This window comes from Sorangium sp. So ce1335, assembly GCF_051521615.1.
GTDB lineage: Bacteria > Myxococcota_A > Polyangia > Polyangiales > Polyangiaceae > Sorangium.
Map to the genome: position 1 here is coordinate 1,699,829 of NZ_CP150363.1, position 20,101 is coordinate 1,719,929.

At 73.8% G+C, this 20,101-nt stretch carries 11 protein-coding genes and 1 tRNA gene; 6 read left to right on the forward strand and 6 right to left on the reverse strand.

Annotated elements, in window-relative coordinates; genetic code table 11:
- Positions 1-33: 33 nt before the first annotated feature.
- The 4 genes from trpD to trpA are packed head-to-tail and all read left to right on the forward strand — an operon-like array spanning position 34 to position 4,634.
- Complete coding sequence (gene trpD, locus WMF24_RS06225) at positions 34-1,077, forward strand: anthranilate phosphoribosyltransferase (RefSeq protein ID WP_437738771.1); 1,044 nt, start codon at positions 34-36, stop codon at positions 1,075-1,077.
- On the forward strand, positions 1,070-2,563 hold the full coding sequence (gene trpCF / locus WMF24_RS06230) for a bifunctional indole-3-glycerol-phosphate synthase TrpC/phosphoribosylanthranilate isomerase TrpF (protein WP_437735432.1): 1,494 nt from the start codon (positions 1,070-1,072) through the stop codon (positions 2,561-2,563). The genes trpD and trpCF overlap by 8 nt, the downstream gene beginning before the upstream one ends.
- A 56-nt stretch (positions 2,564-2,619) precedes the next feature.
- Entirely contained in the window at positions 2,620-3,813 is a 1,194-nt protein-coding gene (gene trpB / locus WMF24_RS06235) for a tryptophan synthase subunit beta (RefSeq protein ID WP_437735433.1), read from the forward strand.
- A gap of 11 nt (positions 3,814-3,824) precedes the next feature.
- On the forward strand, positions 3,825-4,634 hold the full coding sequence (trpA, locus tag WMF24_RS06240; protein WP_437735434.1) for a tryptophan synthase subunit alpha: 810 nt from the start codon (positions 3,825-3,827) through the stop codon (positions 4,632-4,634).
- Between the two features lie 95 nt (positions 4,635-4,729).
- On the opposite strand, the gene WMF24_RS06245 is transcribed toward trpA, so the two are convergent.
- Both WMF24_RS06245 and WMF24_RS06250 read right to left on the reverse strand, forming a co-directional pair.
- Entirely contained in the window at positions 4,730-5,521 is a 792-nt protein-coding gene (locus tag WMF24_RS06245; protein WP_437735435.1) for a hypothetical protein, read from the reverse strand.
- Between the two features lie 416 nt (positions 5,522-5,937).
- Positions 5,938-9,393, reverse strand: coding sequence for a BamA/OMP85 family outer membrane protein (locus WMF24_RS06250; protein WP_437735436.1), 3,456 nt, complete (start codon positions 9,391-9,393; stop codon positions 5,938-5,940).
- A 348-nt stretch (positions 9,394-9,741) separates the two neighbouring features.
- On the opposite strand from WMF24_RS06250, the gene WMF24_RS06255 reads away from it, so the two are divergent.
- Positions 9,742-10,545, forward strand: a complete 804-nt coding sequence (locus WMF24_RS06255; protein ID WP_437735437.1) for a phosphate/phosphite/phosphonate ABC transporter substrate-binding protein — start codon at positions 9,742-9,744, stop codon at positions 10,543-10,545.
- A gap of 51 nt (positions 10,546-10,596) precedes the next feature.
- Here WMF24_RS06255 and WMF24_RS06260 read toward each other — a convergent pair whose 3' ends face one another.
- From WMF24_RS06260 to WMF24_RS06275, 4 genes are all read right to left on the reverse strand, one after another.
- Positions 10,597-15,087 carry a translocation/assembly module TamB domain-containing protein gene (locus WMF24_RS06260; RefSeq protein WP_437735438.1) on the reverse strand — a complete coding sequence of 1,497 codons (4,491 nt, stop codon included), beginning with the start codon at positions 15,085-15,087 and terminating at the stop codon, positions 10,597-10,599.
- 34 nt (positions 15,088-15,121) lie between these two features.
- Positions 15,122-16,303: an endonuclease/exonuclease/phosphatase family protein gene (locus WMF24_RS06265; RefSeq protein ID WP_437735439.1), complete on the reverse strand. Its 1,182-nt coding sequence runs from the start codon at positions 16,301-16,303 to the stop codon at positions 15,122-15,124.
- Between the two features lie 95 nt (positions 16,304-16,398).
- On the reverse strand, positions 16,399-18,072 hold the full coding sequence (ettA, locus tag WMF24_RS06270) for an energy-dependent translational throttle protein EttA (RefSeq protein ID WP_437735440.1): 1,674 nt from the start codon (positions 18,070-18,072) through the stop codon (positions 16,399-16,401).
- A 229-nt stretch (positions 18,073-18,301) separates the two neighbouring features.
- Positions 18,302-19,936, reverse strand: coding sequence for a lipopolysaccharide biosynthesis protein (locus WMF24_RS06275; protein ID WP_437735441.1), 1,635 nt, complete (start codon positions 19,934-19,936; stop codon positions 18,302-18,304).
- 87 nt (positions 19,937-20,023) lie between these two features.
- On the opposite strand from WMF24_RS06275, the gene WMF24_RS06280 reads away from it, so the two are divergent.
- Positions 20,024-20,099 (forward strand) — tRNA-Asn (locus WMF24_RS06280).
- The last annotated feature ends 2 nt before the right edge of the window (positions 20,100-20,101 follow it).

The window sequence follows — 20,101 nt, forward strand, 5'->3', positions numbered from 1 at the left end:
CAGAACGGCCGTGAACATGAGGAGCGAACCATGATGCATGCAGTGATCGATGCGCTCTGCGCGGGCGTGGACCTCTCCACGGAGCAGGCGGAGGCGCTCTTCCGCGACGTCGTCGCGGGGGCGCTGACCGAGATCGAGCTCTCGGCGCTGCTCGTCGCGCTCAAGGCGAAGGGCGAGACCCCCGCCGAGATCGCGGGCGCCGCGCGCGCCCTGCGGGGGGCGTCGGCGCCGTTCGCGCGGCCGAGCTACGCGTACGCCGACTGCTGCGGCACCGGCGGCGACGGGCAGTCCACCGTCAATGTGTCGACCGCCGTCGGCTTCGTCGCCGCCGAGGGGGGGCTGCCCATCGCCAAGCACGGCAACCGCTCGGTCTCCTCCCAGTGCGGCTCCGCCGACGTGCTCGAGGCGCTCGGCGCCCGGATCGACGCCCCGGCCGAGGCCTCGCGCCGCGCCCTCGACGAGGTCGGCTTCTGCTTCCTCTTCGCGCCGCAGTACCACGCCGGGCTCCGCCACGCGATCCCGGTGCGCCGCGCCCTCAGGGTGCGCACCATCATGAACCTGCTCGGCCCGCTCGTGAACCCGAGCGCGCCGCCCATCCAGGTGATGGGCATCTACGATCCGGAGCTCGTCGTCCCGGCCGCGCGCACGCTCGGGATGCTCGGCTGTCAGGCCGCCCTCGTCGTCCACGGCGGCGGGCTCGACGAGATCGCCCTGCACGCCCCCACCCGCGCCGCCCGGCTCCGCGACGGGGTCGTCGAGGAGCTCACCATCGAGCCGGCGGACGCCGGGGTCGCGCCCGCGCCGATCGAGGCGCTCCGGGGCGCCGGCCCGGAGGCCAACGCGGCCTGGCTCCGCGACCTCCTCGCCGGCCGCGGCGAGCCCGCGCACGCCGACGCTGTCGCCATCAACGCGGGCGCGCTGCTCTGGATCGGCGGGCGCGCCGACAGCCTGCGCGAGGGGACGGCCATGGGGCTCGACGCCATCCGGTCGGGCCGGGCGGCCGAGCGGCTCGCGCGCTTCGTGGCGGTGAGCCGGGAAGCGGCCCAGGAAGCGCGGAAGGAGGCGCATCATGGCTGAGAAGAGCAATGTCCTCGCGCGCATCGTGGAGCGGAAACGGGCGGACGTCGCCGAGCGCGAGCGGCGGACCCCGCTCGCCGACCTCAGGGCGAAGGCCCCGCCCACGTCGCGGAGCCTCCGGCGCGCGCTGTCCGCGCCGGGCGCGCGGTTCATCCTGGAGTGCAAGAAGGCGTCCCCGTCCGAGGGGCTGATCCGGCCGGACTTCGACCCGCACGCCGTCGCCGCCGCGTATTACGGCGTCGCCGACGCGGTCAGCGTGCTGACCGACGAGCCGTTCTTCCAGGGCAGCTTCGAGATCCTCCAGGCCGTGCGCGAGGTCCTCGACGTCCCGATCCTCTGCAAGGATTTCGTCGTGACCTCCTACCAGGTGGTCGAGGCGCGGGCGCACGGCGCGGACGCGATCCTGCTCATGCTGTCGGTGCTGGACGACGCGACAGCGCTCGTGTGCCTCGGCGCCGCCGAGGCGCTCGGCATGGACTGCCTCGTCGAGGTCCACGACGAGGCGGAGCTCGACCGCGCGCTCGCGCTGCCGGCGCCCGTGATCGGCATCAACAACCGCGATCTGAAGACGCTCAAGGTCGATCTCGCCGTCTCGGAGCGGCTCGCCCCGCGCGTGCCGCGCGACCGGATCGTCATCGCGGAGTCGGGGGTCGAGTCGCGCGCCCACGTGGACAGGCTCGCGCGCTCGGTCGACGGGTTCCTCGTCGGCACGTCGCTCATGCGCAGCCCCGACATCGCGGACGCCGCGCGCGCGCTCGTGAACGGCCGCGTGAAGGTCTGCGGCCTGACCCGGCCGGGGGACGCGCGCGAGGTGGAGCGGCTCGGGGCCCGCTTCGGCGGCCTCGTCTTCGCCGAGGCGTCGCCGCGGCGGGTGACCCGCGAGCAGGCCGAGGTGGTGATCGCCACCGCGGCGGGGCTGCCTTTCGCCGGCATTTTCCTCAATCAATCCGTGGACTTCGTCGCCGACACGGCGCGCGCCCTCGGGCTCCGCGCCGTCCAGCTCCACGGCGACGAGGACGCCGCGTTCGTCGAGGCGCTGCGGCCCGCGCTGCCCGACGGCTGCGAGGTCTGGAAGGCGGTCCCGATGGCGCCCGCCGGCGAGGCGGGCAGCCCCGTCGCGGCGGGCGGCGCGGCCGGCGACGCCGGCGCGGCCGGCGGGGGCGCCGAGGTCGAGCGCCGCGCCGACCGGCTCGTCTTCGACACGCGCACCGCCGAGGCGCGCGGCGGCACCGGCAAGACGTTCGCCTGGGGCGCGATCGAGGGCCACCCGGCGCGGGCCCGGAGCCTGCTCGCGGGCGGGCTCAACCCGGGCAACATCGCCGCGGCGCGCCGGGTGGGGGCGTGGGCGCTCGACGTGAGCTCGGGCGTCGAGAGCGCGCCCGGCGCGAAGTGCGCCGACCTGCTCCTGCGGCTGTTCGAGGGCGCGCGCGGCCCCTCGCGCCACGACCCCGACCCCGCGGCCCCGGCGGACCGCGCTTCGCCATGACCGAACCTCCCACGACGCACAACGCACCACGCACACCGACGATCGAGGCAATCACCATGCAGCAAAGCGGCCGCTTTGGCGCCTTCGGCGGCGCCTATGTCCCGGAGATCCTCGTGCCCGCGCTCGAGCAGCTCGAGCGCGCGTACCTCGAGGCGCGCGGCGATCCGTCGTTCGCGGCGGAGTTCGATTCGCTGCTGACGACCTACGCGGGGCGCCCGACGCCGCTCACCCTGTGCCGCAACCTGACCGGCGACCCGCGCGTGAAGGTCTATCTCAAGCGCGAGGACCTGCTCCACGGCGGCGCCCACAAGACGAACCAGGCGCTCGGCCAGGGGCTCCTCGCGCGGCGCATGGGCAAGAAGCGGCTCATCGCCGAGACCGGGGCGGGCCAGCACGGCGTCGCGACGGCGATGATCGGGGCGCTGCTCGGGATGCCCACGCGCATCTACATGGGCGCGAAGGACGTCGAGCGGCAGCGGCTCAACGTCTTCCGGATGCGCCTCATGGGCGCCGAGGTGGTGCCGGTGACCTCGGGCACGCAGACGCTGAAGGACGCCCTCAACGAGGCGCTCCGCTACTGGACCGAGAGCTACGAGGACACGCACTACCTGATCGGGACCGTGGCCGGGCCCCACCCGTTCCCCACGATCGTGCGCGACTTCCAGTGGGTGATCGGCCGCGAGGCGCGCGCCCAGATCCAGCAGGCGGAGGGGCGCCTGCCCGACGCGGTCGTCGCGTGCGTGGGCGGCGGCAGCAACGCGATGGGCATCTTCTCCGAGTTCATCCCGGACAAGGAGGTCGCGCTCGTGGGCGTCGAGCCCGCCGGCCACGGGCTCTCGACCGACAAGCACGGCGCGACGCTGCTCAAGGGCCGCCCGGGCGTGCTGCACGGGTCGGAGACCTACATCCTCCAGGACGAGCACGGGCAGGTCGCCGAGACGCACTCGGTCTCGGCGGGGCTCGATTACCCCGGCGTCGGGCCGGAGCACGCGCACCTCATGACGTCGGGCCGGGCGACGTACGTGGCGGCGACCGACGACGAGGCGCTCGACGCGTTCCAGATGCTCGCGCGGAGCGAGGGCATCATCCCGGCGTTCGAGTCGGCGCACGCGATCGCGCACGCGCTGAAGATGGCGGCGGAGGCGTCGCAGGCAGGGCGCGAGACGGTGCTCGTCGTGAACCTGTCGGGGCGCGGAGACAAGGACATGGAGCAGGCGCAGAAGCTGCTCGATCCCGGGAGGTCGAGATGAGTCGGGGAGCGATGACGACGCGCTACGATCGCGCATTCGATCGGCTGAGGCAGCGGGGGGAGGGGGCGTTCATCCCGTTCCTGATGCTCGGGGATCCCGACCTCGCCACGAGCGCGCGGCTGCTCCGCGCGGCGGTGGAGGGGGGCGCGGACGCGATCGAGGTCGGGATCCCGTTCTCGGACCCGATCGCGGACGGCCCGACGATCCAGGCCGCCGCCGTGCGGGCGCTCGAGGCGGGCGTGCGGCCGGCCGATTGCCTGGAGCTGCTCACGCGGTTCCGGGCGGAGGCGCCGGAGGTGCCGGTCGGCATCCTGACGTACGCGAACCTCGTGAAGCACCGCGATCTCAAGGGGTTCTACGCGTCGGTCGCCGCGGCCGGGGTCGACAGCGTGCTCGTCGCCGACGTGCCCGTGCGGGAGTCGGATCCGTACGTCGCGGCGGCGCGCGCGGCGGGCGTGGCGCCGGTGCTCATCGCGCCGCTCAACGCCTCGGAGGCGACGCTGCAGATGCTCGCGGAGCGGTGCGCCGCGTACACCTACTGCGTGACGCGCAAGGGCGTGACCGGGGCCGACGAGGAGCTCCGCCTCGGCCACGGGGCGCTCTTCGAGACGCTGCGCCGGTTCGGCGCGCCGCCGGCGATCCTCGGCTTCGGCATCTCGAAGCCCGAGCACGTGCGCGACGCCCTCGCCGCCGGGGCGTTCGGCGTCGTCAGCGGCTCCGCGGTCGTCCAGCGGGTCGCGGCGAACCTCGGCGATCCCGAGGCGGCCGCGCGCTCGGTGGCGAGCTTCGTCCGCGAGATGAAGGCGGCCACGGCGCGCTGAGCGGCGCCGCCGCGGCCGCGGCAGGCGGCCACGGCGCGCTGCGGCCGCGGCGGGCGGCGCGCCGATTCACAGGCACGTGAGGCCGCATCGCATCTTCACGGGCACGTGACGCCGCACCGCAGCTGCGCGAGCGCGATGCACCCCTCGTCCCAGTCGAACCTGCAGCAGAAGCTGTCCCCCTCGTCCTCGTCGCACACGGCCTCGACGCAGGTGCTGCACGTCGGATCGAGCGGCGCGCCCGTCTCGCAGAGGACGTGCGGGCAGCCGCAGGCCCGCCCGCAGGCGGTGGCGAGGCCGTCGACGCAGGCGGGGCCCCACGCGCTCATGCAGCACGCCGGGTCCCGCGTGCACAGCGCGGCCACGCACGGGTCGCAGCCGGCGACGAGGGGATCTCCCTCCTTGCAGGGGTCGTGGCTGCACTCGCCGACCGGGCACTCGCCGCAGTCGGCGGCGCACGCATGGCAGGTCTCCCGCCCGGGCTCGCAGGCGCCGTCGCCGCAGACCGGCGGGCACACGCCGCAGTCGCCCGCGCACGACGCGCACGTCTCCGGCGCCTCGCACGCGCCGTCGCCGCAGGTCGCCGCGCACGCCCCGCAATCGCCGGGGCAGCTCTCGCACGCCTCGCCGGCGTCGCACCGCGCGTCGCCGCACACCGCCGCCCCGCCGGAGCCGGTCGACGCCGCGCCGCCGCCCGTCGCGCCGCCGCCCGCCGCGCCGCCGCCGGCCGTCGCGCTGCCCGTCCCGCCGTGACCGCCCTGGCCCCCCTCCCCGCCGCCCGCGGACGCGCTCGCCGTGCTGCTCGGCGCGGCGCTGTCGTCCCCGCAGCCGGAGACAGCCAGCGCCAGTGTCAGGGCGAGCAGCGCACATCCACGGAAAGAACGGTTCATCAGGGGAGCCTCGTCGTCGTGAGCTGAGAGGAGTTGCCTTGGCGCCCGCACCGCCGCCGAGCCGTCGAACGTGTCGAGTGCAGTGAAGGCAAACGATTCTAGAGCACCGATCGCGTTGATCGAGCGAGAAATGAAGCGCCAAGACGCCGAGGACGCCAAGAAGAAGACGATGATTTGGCGTCCTTGGCGCCTTGGCGGTTCGAGAGTCTGCTCGTTTCAGGCGGGCTCAACCCGTCTGTTGTTCCAGCGTTGCTGCGGGGCCACCGGGCAAGCCATCGCGATGACGTGCGATGAAGGGAGAGGGGCGAGATGACGAGACACGAGAGGCGCGCGCCGGCCGGGCCCGTGGCGGGCTGAACAGCGCGGCGCGCGGCGCACCCGCAGCGCGGCGCCGGGCCACCCGCGGTGGGCGCCTGTCAGAAGAGCCCGACGGAGAAGTGGAGGGCGCCGTCGATCTCGTTCAGCTCCTCGCGCGGGTCCAGGTTGAAGCCGTAGTCGAAGGCCAGGGGGCCGATGGGGGTGTTCACCCGCAGGCCCGCGCCGAGCCCGTAGCGGAGCCGCCGCGGGTCGAGGTTGACGTTCCTCGCCCGGATCCAGAGGTTGCCCGCGTCGAGGAAGAAGCCGAGCTGGAGCAGATCCGTCAGCGGAACGCGCAGCTCGGCGCGCGGGTTCACCATGACCGTCCCGCCGCGGGGGATGTCGTCGGTCGAGATCTGGACGTCCTGCTCCTCGGCGCCCATGCCCTGGGTGTTGTCCTCGAGCGCCCTCCTCGCCTCGTCGAGCCCGTCCTCGGGGTACAGCGACTCGGCCAGGTGGGAGCGGAGCGAGTCGACGCCGCCGAGGAAGAACAGGCGGTCGGGGTATGTACCGCTCCTGGCCACGAGCGGGTGGATGTACCCGCCCGACAGGCTCAGCGCGAGGATCGGCCCCCGGCGCGCGAGCGGGATGTAGCCCGACAGGCGGCCCGTGAACCGCAGGAAGTGGCTCTCGGGGAAGCTCGACTGGGACTCGCCCGAGTCGAACACGTCGAACGCGTCGACGTGCTCGACCCCGCCGGAGAGCAGGAATCCGCGCGTCGCGGCGAAGGGGACGTCGCGGGTGTCCCAGGATACGTCGAGCCGCTGCGCCAGGGCGATGGTGCGGCCCTCGGGCATGCGGAGCTGATCGAGGATGTCCCGCTTGTTGCTGGCCGCCTCTTCCGGGTCGCCGGTCGTGTTCTCGCTCTGGAAGAAGCCGACGTTGTTCAGCTCGGTGGAGACGGCGAGCTGCGCTGTCACGGAGCGCCGCGGCCGGTACGTGAGCGCGGGGATGATCGCCTGCTTCGCGAAGCCGAAGTCGAGCTGGTTGTCGCGCATCTCGATGCCCGACAGCGACAGGCTGACCAGCGGGCCGAGGCCGATGTCCGGGAGCGTGACCGAGACGGTGTTGCGGCGCTCGAGCCGCTCGTCGCCCTCGAGCTGCTCGTAGTGGCGGCGCGCGGCGGGGTCCACGATCATGAACTCGAACAGGTAGCTGAGCTGGACGCGCATCGTGAGGCCGATGGCCAGGCCGCCGATGTTGCGGTGTCCGTACTCGAAGGCGAGGCGGGCGCCCTCGCCGGTCGAGAACCCGATCTGCGGGTTGAGGTACTGCGGCAGCTGCTCGACCACGTGGACGATGACCCGCTTGTTCTTCTGCGGGACGTCCGGGTCCTCGAGCGAGATCGACACGCTGGAGAACGGCCCGAGCGTCGCGATGCGCTCCTCGCTCAGGCGGGCCTGCGCCTGCCGGAACGGGGCGCCCTCGCGCAGCAGCACGCGGCGGAGGATGAGCTGCTCGTCGGTCCGGACGGCCCCCTTGACGACGATGCCGGTGACGAACACGCGATCCCGCTCCGACATGATGAAGCGCGCGCGGGCGCGCGTGCGGTCGGGCGACGGCTCGATGGCGGCGCGGACCTCGGCGAACGCGTAGCCGAGATCGCGGTAGGCATCGAGGATGCGCAGCCGCGCGGCGTCGAGGGCGAGCGTCGAGAGCGGCTTTCCGAGCTCCAGATCGGCGATGTCGCTGAGCCATCGCTCGCTGAACGGCCGCTCGTCCGCGCAGAAGGTCCGGTCCCGCTCGTTCAGGCCCGCCTGCCCGCAGAAGCCCTTGTTCCCCTCGAAGGCGACGTCGTAGAGCACCGTCTGCGGGCCGGGGTGGACCGGGATGCGGAGCGTCACCTCGGGGGCGCACGTGACGTGCCGCGCGGGGTCGGGGCGACAGCTGAGGGCCGCGGGGACGGGCGGCTCGGGGAGGGGGAGGCCGAGCGCGTCGGTGCGGCACTGGGCCGTGACGCGCTCGGCGACGGGCTCGGGGACGCAGACGCCCGGCGGAGAGCGGCGCGAGCAGGTGGCGCGGAGCACGGAGACGGGCCCGACGACGGCGTTGAGGTAGCCCTTGCTGAAGTAGAGATCGCGCAGGTGCTTGAGGGCGCGGTCGTAGGTCTCCGGCGCGTAGGTCATCGCCGGGATGAGCTCGACCGGGCGGGCGCGGCCGCCGGCGCCGCGGGTCGGGCCGAACAGATCCGCGACGCCGCGCGGGTCGGGGAGCGTGAAGTCGTCGCCGGGCAGGTCCTCCTCGAGGAAGCTCTCGATCTCGCGGCCGAGGTCGTCGGCGCTGAGGTCGCCCGTGAGGCAGGGGAAGACGCGCTTCGTGACGCGCACCTGCTCGTTCTCGCGGACGGTGAAGGTCAGGTAGCGGACGGGGTCGTCGGGCTTGCCGCCGAGGGCGTGGGTGATCTCGGCGTCGAGGAAGCCGCGCGCGACGTAGAACGCGCGGAGCCGATCTACGAGGTCGTCCGGCTTCGTGTCGGTCGTCTCGCCGAGGCCGAGCGCGTCCTCGAGGGCGTCGTCGTCGAAGGCGCGGTTGCCGTCGAAGGCGGGGACGATGCGCGCGCCGGGCTGGAGGTAGACGTAGAGGTAGTTGTTCGGGCCGACCGCGAGCACGCGGTGGGAGACCTGGGCGTAGTGAAAGCCGCTCCGGCGGAGCAGCTCGATCATCGCGCGGTCGGCCTCGGCGAGCGCGGGCTCGTCGACGCGGGCGCCGACGCCGAGGGGGTAGCCGTCCCTGAGCGAGCCGAGCTCGCGGTCGGCGCGCGGATCCACGACGAAGACGCGCTGGGAGACGAGGCGCGGGGCGCCGGGGTCGATGTTCACGGCGAGGACGACCTGGGTCGGGTCGTCGGTGTCGACGGCGCGCACCGCGACCGCGGCGGCGGGGTAGCCGTGCTGCGCGTAGAAGGCGCGGACGCTGGGGCCGATCTCGGCGAGGGCGACGGCGGTGATCTCGCCGTCCTCGGCGATGCCGGCGGCCCGGAGGGTGTCCTGGCGGTCGAGCGCGCCGCCGGTGATCTGGATGGTCGCGACGCGCCGGCGCGGGACGACGACGATCCGGAGCGCGGCGCCGTCGGGCAGCAGGCTCGCCTCGGCCGAGGCGCGGGCGAAGTTGCCGGAGGCGAGGAGCTCGCGCATGGCGCGGCGCGCGGCGTCCGGGCTGAGCGGCTCGCCGAGCTCGACGCTGGTGACAGGCGCCACGGTCTGCCAGCGGTCGCCCTGCGCGACGACGTCGATGCGGACGATGGGCTTGCCGACGAGCGCTCCCAGGGCGAGCGGCGGCTGGAGCGACGGGACGTCGGTGGCCTCGGTGCTCGCCGCGCCCGCGGGGCGCGCCTCGACCTGGCCGGGGTTCGGCTGAACCTGGTTGCCGGGGTTGGCCGCGACCTGGTGTGGATCCGGCTGGTCGGCCTGGGCCCGGCCAGCGGGCGGCTGGGCGGCGCGCGCGTCGATGGCGGTCGCGCCGAACGGCAAGAGGCCGAGCAGGATGGGAACGAGGGTGGAACGGAAGCGGGCCATCAGGCGCGGAGCGCCGGCGGACGAGATCGAAACGAACCGCCGCCGGCGTGCACGAGGCGCGCAGCGTAGCCCGTTTGGGCGGCCGGAGGGCAAGAGGCCGCCCGCGCGGCGTTCGTGCCGGCGCGCCGCCCGCGCGGCGTTCGTGCCGGCGCGCCGCCCGCGCGGCGTTCTCTTGCCGGCGCGCCGCCCGCGCGGCCGCCGAGGTTCGCGCGCCAACGCGGGCCGCGCGGGCTCCAGGCCTCGGCCCGGCCGGACCGGAGCGCGCTCCGGGGGGGCGTCGATGTGCGAGACGTGGGGCTCTCGGCGGGCGGACCTCGTGCTAGCGTCGCCGCCCGTGCGAGGCACCGGATGAAGAACCTGGCGATGCTCGTCGGCGCCGTGGCGCACGACGCCAAGGTGGTCACGCTGTGGGAGCTGCTGCGCGAGCACTTCCGCGAGCATGGAATCCTGATTGATTTCGCGCTCTTCTCCACCTACGAGCGCCAGGTGGAGGCGCTCGTCCGCGGGCACGTCGACGTCGCCTGGAACAGCGCGATGGCGCACGTGCGGGTGAAGCGGCAGACCGAGGGCCGGTCCCGCTCGCTCGCCATGCGCGAGATCGACCGCGACTTCCACAGCAAGCTCCTCGTCCGCCGCGACGCCGCGGTCGGGTCGCTCAGCGACCTCGAGGGGAAGGTCCTCGCCGTCGGGAGCGCCGACTCGGCGCACGCGCGCATCCTGCCGCTTCACTTCCTCCAGCAGGCGGGCGTTGCGGTGGAGAAGATCCAGCTCATGCCGTTCGAGGTGGACGTCGGCAAGCACGGGGACACGGCGACGAGCGAGATCCAGGCGCTCGCGGCGCTCCACGAGGGCAAGGCCCAGGCGGCGGCGGTCGGCGACGCCGTGTGGCTCTCCGAGCAGGCGAACGGCCACATCGACCTCCGCCGGGTCGACGTCCTCTGGACGACGCCGGCCTACGACTTCGCGATGTTCGACGCGCTGCCGGCGCTGCCCGAGGCGAAGGCCGAGGCGTTCCAGCGGGTGCTGCTCGGCATGACCTGGAAGAACCCGAAGCACCGGCGCATCTTCGAGCTCATGGGCCACAGGCAGTGGGTCGCCGGCCGCGACGACCGCTACGGCGCCCTCGACGCGGCGCTCGCCGCGGTCACCTGAGCCGCGCGGGCGCCGGGCCACCGGCGCCCGGCTACCCGACGTCCCCCGGGCTCACTCGAACTCCAGCCGCCAGCGGAGGTCGGCGCCCACGTTGCCGAGCGGCGAGCTCGAGGAGGCGTCGTTCGCGTTGTCGTACGACCCCTGCAGGCTCATGCGGTCGCTCAGCTTCACCTCGACGCCCGCGCGCACCTGGCTGCCCTGCGACAGGCCCGTCGTGACGTTGGCGCGGACCGCGTCCGTGATGCGCTTGCCCAGGGTCACGGTCGGCTCCGGGGCGCCGTTCTTCGACGAGTAGCCGGTGCCGAAGCGGAACTCGTCGATGATCGGGACGATGGTCTTCACCGCCTTGTCGGCGCCCGTCAGCGACGAGAGCGCCTCGAGGCCCACCGTCTCGCCGAGCGACGACACGACGCCCTGGTTGAGCTCCGCGCGCGTCATGCCGAGCGTGAGGAGCAGGACGATGTCCTCCTGGCTGAGCGGCGGATCGCTCGAGAGGTTGAGCCGGATGTTGTCGGCGTCGCCCTGCGCGTGCAGCTTGATGCGCCACTGCCCGCTCGGGTTCGCGCCGGCGCCGAGGCCCGCGGCCGCCGCCGCCTCCGCGCCGGACGCCGGGTCGGCCGCGGCGCTGCTCGCCGACGTGTAGCGGCGGTACTCGCTCTCGGCGCGCACGTCGACCTTCGGCGCGATGCGGAACGGGTCGTCGAACCGCACGTACCCCTCCCGGACCTCGAACTCGGTGCTCCTGAGCATGAGCTTCGAGTCGGGCAGGATGCGCAGCGAGCCGCGCGCGCCGAAGCGCTGGTTCGTGCCCGACAGCGCGAGCCCGGTCGGCGAGACTTCGAGCCGCATGTCCGCGAGATCGTTCGAGAAGCGGAGGGGGTTCGGCGACAGCACCGTGACGTCGAACCGCACGACGTCGGCCGCGGGGTCGTAGGTCTGCACCGTCGTCCGCTGCCGGCCCGTGAGGTCGTCGAGGTCGACGCTCATCAGGATCGGCCGCGTGTAGCTGAACGACGTGAGCGTGATCGTCCCCTTGACGCTCGGCAGGTTCTTCTCGCCCGCCTCGTCGTCCGCGACGCCGGGGCGGAAGCTCGCGGTGAGGTTCGCGTTCGCCGTGAGGTTCACGCCCTCCGCGACGGGCAGCTTCACGCCGGTCGCCACGATCGAGGCCGTGGCCGTGCCGAGCGAGAGGCCGCGCACCGGCATGTGCCCGACCGCCGTCACCGTGCCCGAGCCGACCCGCGCCGTCGCCCGCGTGAGGCGCACCTGGTCGCCGCCGATCGCGATCTCCACGTCGATGTCGTCGAGCGACACCGGCAGGCCGACGACGTCGAGCTCCCCCTCCTTGAGCGTCGCCGACCCCGCGTAGCGCAGCCCCGCGAGCGGGCCGGTCACCTGCACCTCGGCCTGCACCGTGCCCCGCGCGTGGCGGATCTGCGGGATGTCGGCGCTGAGCCGCGACAGGTTCGTCGGGCTCACGCGGATGGCGACGTCGAGGTCCGGCGCGGTGAACACCCGCTTCACCTCGCCGGACGCGGTGAACGCGGCGGACAGGCGCGAGGCGGTGTGCGCCTCGAGGCGGAGCTCCGGCACCGCCACCGCGTTGCCCGCGAGGCGGATCGGCCCGCTCGGGCTCGTGAGGGTCAGCCCCTGGCCCGCGCGCTCCAGCTTGAGCGCGTCGACCTTGAGCGTGAGCGCCGCCTGCCGGAAGTCGGCGAGCGGCAGCCGCTCGATGTCGAGCGAGGCGGTCAGCGTGCCCTTCGGCGGCGCCGCCGAGAACGCGACGCCCGGGATCAGGTTCGCGAGCGTGCCGAGGTCGAGCGCGTCGACGCGCACCTTGCCGTCGACGATCTTGCGCTGCTGGCGCGTGACGCGGAGCCCGTCGAGCGCGACCTGCCCGCCGAAGAGCGACCCGTTCGCGACGAAGGACCCGTCGGGGAGGTCGCGCTCGTACTCCGCCGGATCGAACGGCGCGCTCACGGCATTGCCGCAGACAGGCGTCCTGCCGAGGACCTTCGGCGCCCTGTCGTTCGGCACGATGGTGAGCTCGACGCGCGAGGGGGGCAGGCTCGCGTGCGAGCGGCGGATGCCGACGCGCGAGACGTGGACGTCCGCGAACCCGGCGAGCCGGCTCATGGTGCCGCCCAGGTTCGCGACGAGCGACACCGAGCCGTCGAACAGCGACGCCGCCGGCCCGAGCGCGTCCACCCGCGCGAGCGGGAGGCCGCTCGCGATGACGTTGCCCTTGATCGCGCCGCCGTGCTGCACGGACACGCTCGCCAGCACCGAGCCGGTGCCCTTGCGCAGCGACGCCGAGCGGACGTCGAGCCGCATGCCGTCGGCGCCCGCGGCCTGGTCGTCCCAGATGAGGTTGACGTCGACGTCGCCCTCGTCGAAGCGCTCCTCGAGCAGCTCCACGTCGCTGAGCCGCATGCCGGCGCTCACGGCGAGGTAGCCGCCGCCGCAGCGGTCCTCCGGGCCGCCGAGCGCGAAGTGGGCGCGCGCCGTGCCGCTCGCCGTCGCCTTGTAGGCGGCGAACCGCGGGTCCTTGTCGAGGCGGAGCATCTCGAGCAGGTCGCGCGCGGCGAGGTGCGGCGCCTCGCGCGTGTCGACGGTCGCGTCGACGACGACGACGCCCGACGCGCTGTCGAGCGGGCGGCCCTTCGGCAGGTTGCCCGCCGGATCGAAGTCGATCTTCATCGACGGGACGCGGATGCGGCTCGCCCCGTGCCGGACCCGCGCGTTCTCGAGCGTCAAAAAGAGCGGCTCGAACGCGACCGGCGAGGGCTCGAGGTCGCCGATGGGGAAGCCCGAGAACACGAACTTCTCGATGCCGACCTCGCCGGTGAGCTTCGGGTGCTCGTAGGGGCCGCGCATCGTCGCCTTCATCGTGGCGACGCCGCCGAGCTCGAGCGCGGCGAGCGGCGAGACCTCGGCGAGGTCGACGCGCGAGCCCGGGTGGACCTCGACCCCGAGCTGGTCGTTGAAGCCGAGCGAGACGGTGGTCCGCAGGTGCGAGCTCGGCGTGTCGACGGAGAAGCCGGAGAGCACGACGGCGTTCTGCCGCACCTGGAACGAGCCGCGGACCGAGCCCTCCCGGACGCCCATGAGGCGCTGGCGCGCCGGGTCCTTCGTCGGGCGATCGAAGATCTCGAAGCCGTGCGTCTGCACCTCGAGCGGCCCCTCGAGCGCGAGCGGGGCGAGCGTGCCGCGGAAGTGGTCGAAGCGGCCCTCGCGCAGCGTCCAGGCGACGTGCGCCTGCGGGTGCACGGCGAGGTCGCGGAGCAGGCCGGGCAGCTCGATGTTGGCGAGGTCGATCGGCCCTGCCCGGAGCGGCATGCCCTTCTCGAACGGCTTGAGCTCCGCGTGGGCGATCTTCAGCGTCCCGTCGGCCCAGGCGACGTCGGCGTCCGCGAGCTGCACGGCGTCGGGCGTCGTCGAGACCTGGCCGGAGAGCCGCGTGACGAAGACCCTGCCGTCGAGGCCCGGCCGGTCGAGCGCGAGGGTGCCCTTCACGCGGGGGAGCGCGAGGCCGAGCGGCGCGGACGCGGCGTCGTACTCGGCGGCGACGTCGATCGCGACCGAGCCGGACGCCGGCGGCAGGTCCACGAAGCGGTGGACGATCGGCACCGGCAGGCGCGCGCGCACGCGGCCCTCGATGTGGTGGGGCATGCCGCCGCCGAGGCCCACGACGCGCAGGGCGCCGAGCTCGAGCTCCACGCGGCGCCAGTCGCCGTCGGGCAGCGCGCAGGGCGGCGCGGTGCCGGGATCCGGGTCGAAGTCGGCGGCGCCCTCCAGGATGAGCCGGCGGACGAGCGCGCGGCCGGGCTCGACGCGGACGCGCGTGTCGAAGCGGCAGACGACGTCCTCGTCGACGCTGTCCTCCTCGGCCTCGCGGCCGGGCGCGGCGTGCGTGTGGACGACCGAGACGGGGCCGGAGCGCATCGCGATCTCGAACGCGTCGGACGGCTCGGCGGAGACGTCGACGTCGACCTCGCGCGCCTGGACGCGGAGGTTGTCGATGGTGAGGTCGAGCCGCGCGTCGGTGATCGCCACCGAGGAGAGCGGCGCCCTGTCGAGCCCGCCCCCGTCGCTGCTCTTCTTCGTGCTGGGGAGCTTGAGGTTCCGGAGCTCGCCGTCCTTCACCACCGCGCGGATGCGGGGGCCGATGATCTCGACGTCGCCGGCGTCGATGTGCCCCGCCAGCAGCGAGAAGAGGCGCGGGCGGATGGCGACGCGCTCGAGCTCGAGGAACGGCGCGCCGCCGTCGGACGAGTCGACGACGAGGCGGTTCAGGCCGACCATGAGCGGCCAGGCCTGGACGCGCACGTCGTAGCGGGCCGTGATGCCGAGCTCGCGCTCGAGCAGCGCGGCCGTCTCGCGCGCCGCCCAGGCCCGCACCGTCTGGGTCCGCACGAGGACGCCGAGAGCGAGCGGGACGGCGCCGATGACGGCGAACACGACGCACAGCACGCGCACGAAGAGACGCCCCCAGTCCCTGCGGGCTCTCGGCGGGGAGCCTTTTCTCCTCGTGCCGTGCATCGGGGCGAAGCTTAGCTGAAGCGCCGACGGACGCTTACGTGGGCGGGGTGATCCTGTACACGGAAAAAACTGGCGCGTGATCGCTCGCGTCGTCGATCGAGGGGCCGTGCGGGATCTGGACCGAGGCCGGGTCGAGCATGTCCCGGAGCAGCGGGTTGACCATCTGGTGGTCGATGAGCTCAAGCTGTCCGTTGAAGTCGTACGTCCAGCGGTCGGCGGGCGGCGCGGCGGCGGCGACGTTCTCGAACAGGACGCCGCCGGCGCCGGCGACGGCCTCGACGGGGGGTGAGCCGGGCAGGTCGTTGAAGTCGCCGAGCACGGCGATCGCGGCGGTGGGGTGCTCGGCGGCGAGGGCGTCGGCGATGGCGCGGGCGCGCTGCGCCTCGGCGAGGCGGCGGTCGGGGTTGTCGGGCGGGGACTTCGCCTTGAAGTGGACGCCGAGCAGGATGACCTTGCGGCCGTTCCGGGTGAGGTGGAGCTCGAGGCAGTCGCGCGTGAACGTATAGACAGGTCCCTGCGTCCCGCGCAGGGTGAAGCGGTCGTCCCGGTGCGAGACGACCCTGTCGAAGGGGATCTTCGAGATCGCGCCGACGTCGATGCCGCGCGGGTCGTAGGCCTCGACGAGCGCGGCGTGGGGGTAGGCGCCGCCGAGGTCGAGGCGGTTCAGGTCCTCGAGCACGTCGAGGTGCTCGACCTCCTGGAGGACGGCGACGTCGGGCGCGAGCTGCTCGAGCACCGCGGCGACCGCGGCGCGCTTCGCGCGGTAGCGCGCGGGGGTGAGCACCGTCTCCTCGGAGCCCTCGGTGTCGTCCCGGTCGTTGAAGAAGTCCTTCGTGTTCCACGTGACGACCGCGAGCGGCGCGGCGTCCGGCGGCGGGTCGCCGGGCGTGCCGCCGCCCGTGGAGACGCCCGCGCCGTGGCCGCCGGCGCCCTGGCCGCCGGAGCTGCCGGAGCCGCCCGCGCCCTGGCCGCCCGCGCCGCTGGAGCTGCCGGAGCCGCCGGCGCCCGCGCCGCTGGAGCTGCCGGCGCCCTGGCCGCCCGCGCCGCCGTGGCCCGCGCCGCCGTGGCCCTCCGATCCGCCGACCCCGCTCGACGGGGCGACCCCGAACGGCGAGCGGGTCTCGGCGGCGTCGCGGCAGCCGGCGGCGGTCACGAGGACGAGCGCGCCCGCCGCGGCGGCGACGGCGAGCCCTTCGCGAAGGGAGCTCCGGAGCATGCTGGAAGGTAGCTCCTGCGGGCCTCCGCGTCGCACCAGACCGGAAACATGCTCTGGGGCTGGAATCCGGAGCAGCCCGGCGGTGCGCCGCGGGGTCAGCTCGCGGTGAGCTTGCGGTAGCGGATCTTGCGGGGCTCGGCCGCGTCGGCGCCGAGGCGGCGCTTCAGGTCGGCCTCGTAGTCGGCGTAGTTGCCCTCGAACCAGACGACCTTGCTGTCGCCCTCGAAGGCCAGGATGTGCGTCGCGATCCGGTCGAGGAACCAGCGATCGTGGCTGATGACGACGGCGCAGCCGGCGAAGTTGAGCAGCGCCTCCTCCAGGGAGCGGAGGGTGTCGACGTCGAGGTCGTTCGTCGGCTCGTCGAGCAGGAGGACGTTGCCGCCGCGGCGGAGCAGCTTGGCGAGGTGGAGGCGGTTGCGCTCGCCGCCGGACAGGTCGCGGACCTTCTTCTGCTGGTCGCTGCCGGCGAAGTTGAAGCTCGCGACATAGGCGCGCGAGTTGACCTCGCGCTTGCCGACGACGAGCCGGTCCTCGCCGCCGGAGATCTCCTGCCAGACGTTGTTGTTCGGGTTGAGCGCGTCGCGCGACTGGTCGACGTACGCGAGCTCCACGGTCTCGCCGATGCGAAGCGCGCCGCCGTCGGGCTGCTCGAGGCCCATGATCATGCGGAAGAGCGTCGTCTTGCCGGCGCCGTTCGGGCCGATGACGCCGACGATGCCGCCGCGCGGGAGCGAGAAGGTGAGGTCCTCGATGAGCACACGGTCGCCGAAGCCCTTGCGCAGGTGGTCGGCCTCGACGACCACGTTCCCGAGCCGCTTGCCGGCGGGGATGTGGATCTCGTTCTCCTCGACCTTCTTCGACTTGTCCTCGGCGAGGAGCGATTCGTAGGCGGCGAGGCGGGCCTTGCTCTTGGCCTGGCGGGCGCGGGGGGCCATGCGCACCCACTCGAGCTCGCGCTCGAGGGTGCGCTTGCGCGCGGACTCCTGCTTCTGCTCGAGCTCGAGGCGCTTCTTCTTCTGCTCGAGCCAGCCCGTGTAGTTGCCCTCGTACGGGATGCCGGCGCCGCGGTCGAGCTCGAGGATCCAGCCGGCGACGTTGTCGAGGAAGTACCTGTCGTGGGTGACGGCGACGACGGTGCCGGGGTACTCGTGGAGGAAGCGCTCGAGCCAGGCGACGCTCTCGGCGTCGAGGTGGTTGGTCGGCTCGTCGAGGAGCAGGATGTCCGGCTTCTCGAGGAGGAGCCGGCAGAGGGCGACGCGGCGGCGCTCGCCGCCGGAGAGCTTGGTGACGTCGGCGTCGGGCGGGGGCAGCCGGAGGGCGTCCATGGCGCGCTCGACGACGCGGTCGATCTCCCAGCCGCCTGCGGCCTCGATCTTGTCCTGGAGCGCCGAGTACTCCTCGAGGAGGGCCTCCATGTCGGGGGGCGACTCGCCGAGCTTGGCGCCGATCTCCTCGAAGCGCTGGACGAGGGAGCGGACGTCGTGGACCGCCATCTCGACGTGCTCCTGGACGGTCTTGCCGGCCTCGAGCTGCGGCTCCTGGGCGAGGTAGCCGATGCGGATGCCGTCGGCGGGCTTCGCCTCGCCGAGGTACTCCTTGTCGACGCCCGCCATGATGCGGAGCAGGGTGCTCTTGCCGGCGCCGTTGGCGCCGAGGACGCCGATCTTCGCGCCCGGGTAGAAGGAGAGCCACAGGCCCTTCAGCACCTCCTTGTTCGGGGGGTGCACCTTCCGGACGTCCTGCATCGTGAAGATGAATTGAGGGGCCACGTCTTCGCCTGCCTGTGGGTGCCGGCGCGCCGCGTGCCGCCGCTCGGCCTTCGAGCGGGCGCGGCGCTGGCCGTGCTGGAGGAGAGGCCCCGTATGCGAGATCGACGGCTGACGGTCAAGAGGGCCCGGAGGCGGGCGGCCGAGGCGGGCGCCGCGAGCCGGCGCGGGCAGGCGGGCAGAGGCGCGCCGGGCGCCTCCGGATCCCTGGCCGGACGCGTGGTGCGTGGCGCTAGGCCCGGCGCGCGCCGCGCCCGAACGCCTGCCGCAAGGTGGCGAGGTCGTCGCGGCCGACCTCGCGCGTGGCGACGAGGATCGCGACGTAGACGAGGCCGACGAGGAGCGCCTCGCCGAGCACGGCGATCTTGCCGAGCCACGGCAGGCGCGCGCCGACGGCGATGGCGGCGGCGATCGCGACGCCGACGCGGAGCGCCGTCGCGGCGCGGACGAAGCCGCCGGCGGCGCGGTGGAGCAGGACGCCGGCCACGACGGCGGAGGTGGCGAGCGCGAGCGAGGTGGCGGTCGCGGAGCTCACGAGCATGTCGGGGCCGAAGGACGCGCGCGGGACGGCGACGGAGCAGCCGATCGCGACGAGGACGACGGTGGCGGCGGTGAGCGCGGCGGCGATGCGCTCGCGGTGGAGGCTGGTGAGCGCGGCCGAGGCGACGCCGAGGACGGCGAAGGCGCCCATGCCGAGCGAGAGGACGCGGAGCGTGTCGCCGCCGCGGCTCCAGATCTCGACGGGGAAGGCGAAGCGCAGCACGTGCGGCGCGAGGCCCGCAATGGGGGCAACGAGGAGACCGGTGAGCAGGAACGAGAGGCGGACGCCGGTCATCGTGTAGCGGCGGACCGCGGCGCTGTCGGCCTCGGCGTGCGCGCGGGCGAGCATCGGGAAGAGGATGAACGTGACCGAGAGGAGGAGCTGGTACGGCAGGAAGGCGAAGAGCTGCGCGCCGCGGTAGACGCCGATGAGGTCGTCGGCGGCCCTGGCGCCGAGGGCGAGGCCGCTCGTGGCCTGGCCGAGGAAGCGGCGGAGGAGGAAGAAGTCGGTCTGGAGCAGGAAGTTGAGGAAGGTCTGCGAGACGGCGAGCGGCAGGAGGAAGACGAGGTGCTCGCGGATCGAGGGGCCGGCGCTGCCGCGGCGGCCGAAGCCTGTCTTGAGGGCCGCGAGGGGGACGATGATGCCGGCCGCGGCGACGAAGCCGGCGATGGCGCCGAGGACGCCGCTCTGGCCGGCGCGGAGGAAGAGGAGGGCGCCGGCGGCGACGCTGGCGGTGCGGAGCGCGCCGTAGCCGATGTCGAAGCCGGCCTGGGCGAGGAAGCGGCGCTGGCCGTTGAGGGCGCCGACGAGCGGGGCGTAGAGGCCGTAGAGGAGGACGATGGCGGCGGCGAGGCGCAGCGGGCCGGCGACGTGCGGCGCCTCGGAGAAGTCGGCGATGGAGTCGGCGAGCAGCGCGAAGGCCGAGGAGACGGCGATGGCGAGGACGGCGTGGAGGGCGAGGGTGCGGCGGAAGGCCTCGGCGGCCTGGTGCTCGGCGACGCTGGAGACGGCGCGGGAGACGCCCTGGATGCCCGTCGCGACGATGACGTTGTTGACGACGCCGACGCCGGCGAAGACGACGGAGACGGCGCCGTAGCCGTCGGTGCCGAGCAGCCGGGGGAGGATGAGCTGCTGGACGAAGCCGAAGAGGATGAAGGAGACCTTGGCGACGGCGATGGCGAGGCCGCCGCGGCCGGCGGAGCGGGCGGCGGAGGGGGCCGGAGCGTCCGGCGGCTGCGGCGGGAAGGGCACGGCGGCGCGCTGCACGGCGGCGTTGTCGCAGAAGCACGCCGGGCGGGCAATCTCGCGCGGAGCGGGCGAGCACACCGGGGCGTCACGTAAACTTCAGCGGCGGTGCGGATTCGCTTGACGGGAAGGCATCGCTGACTATCCTCGCGCCCGTCTCCGACGCATTCCAGCTTAGCTCAGTTGGTAGAGCAGGCGGCTGTTAACCGCCGGGTCGCTGGTTCGAGTCCAGCAGCTGGAGCCATT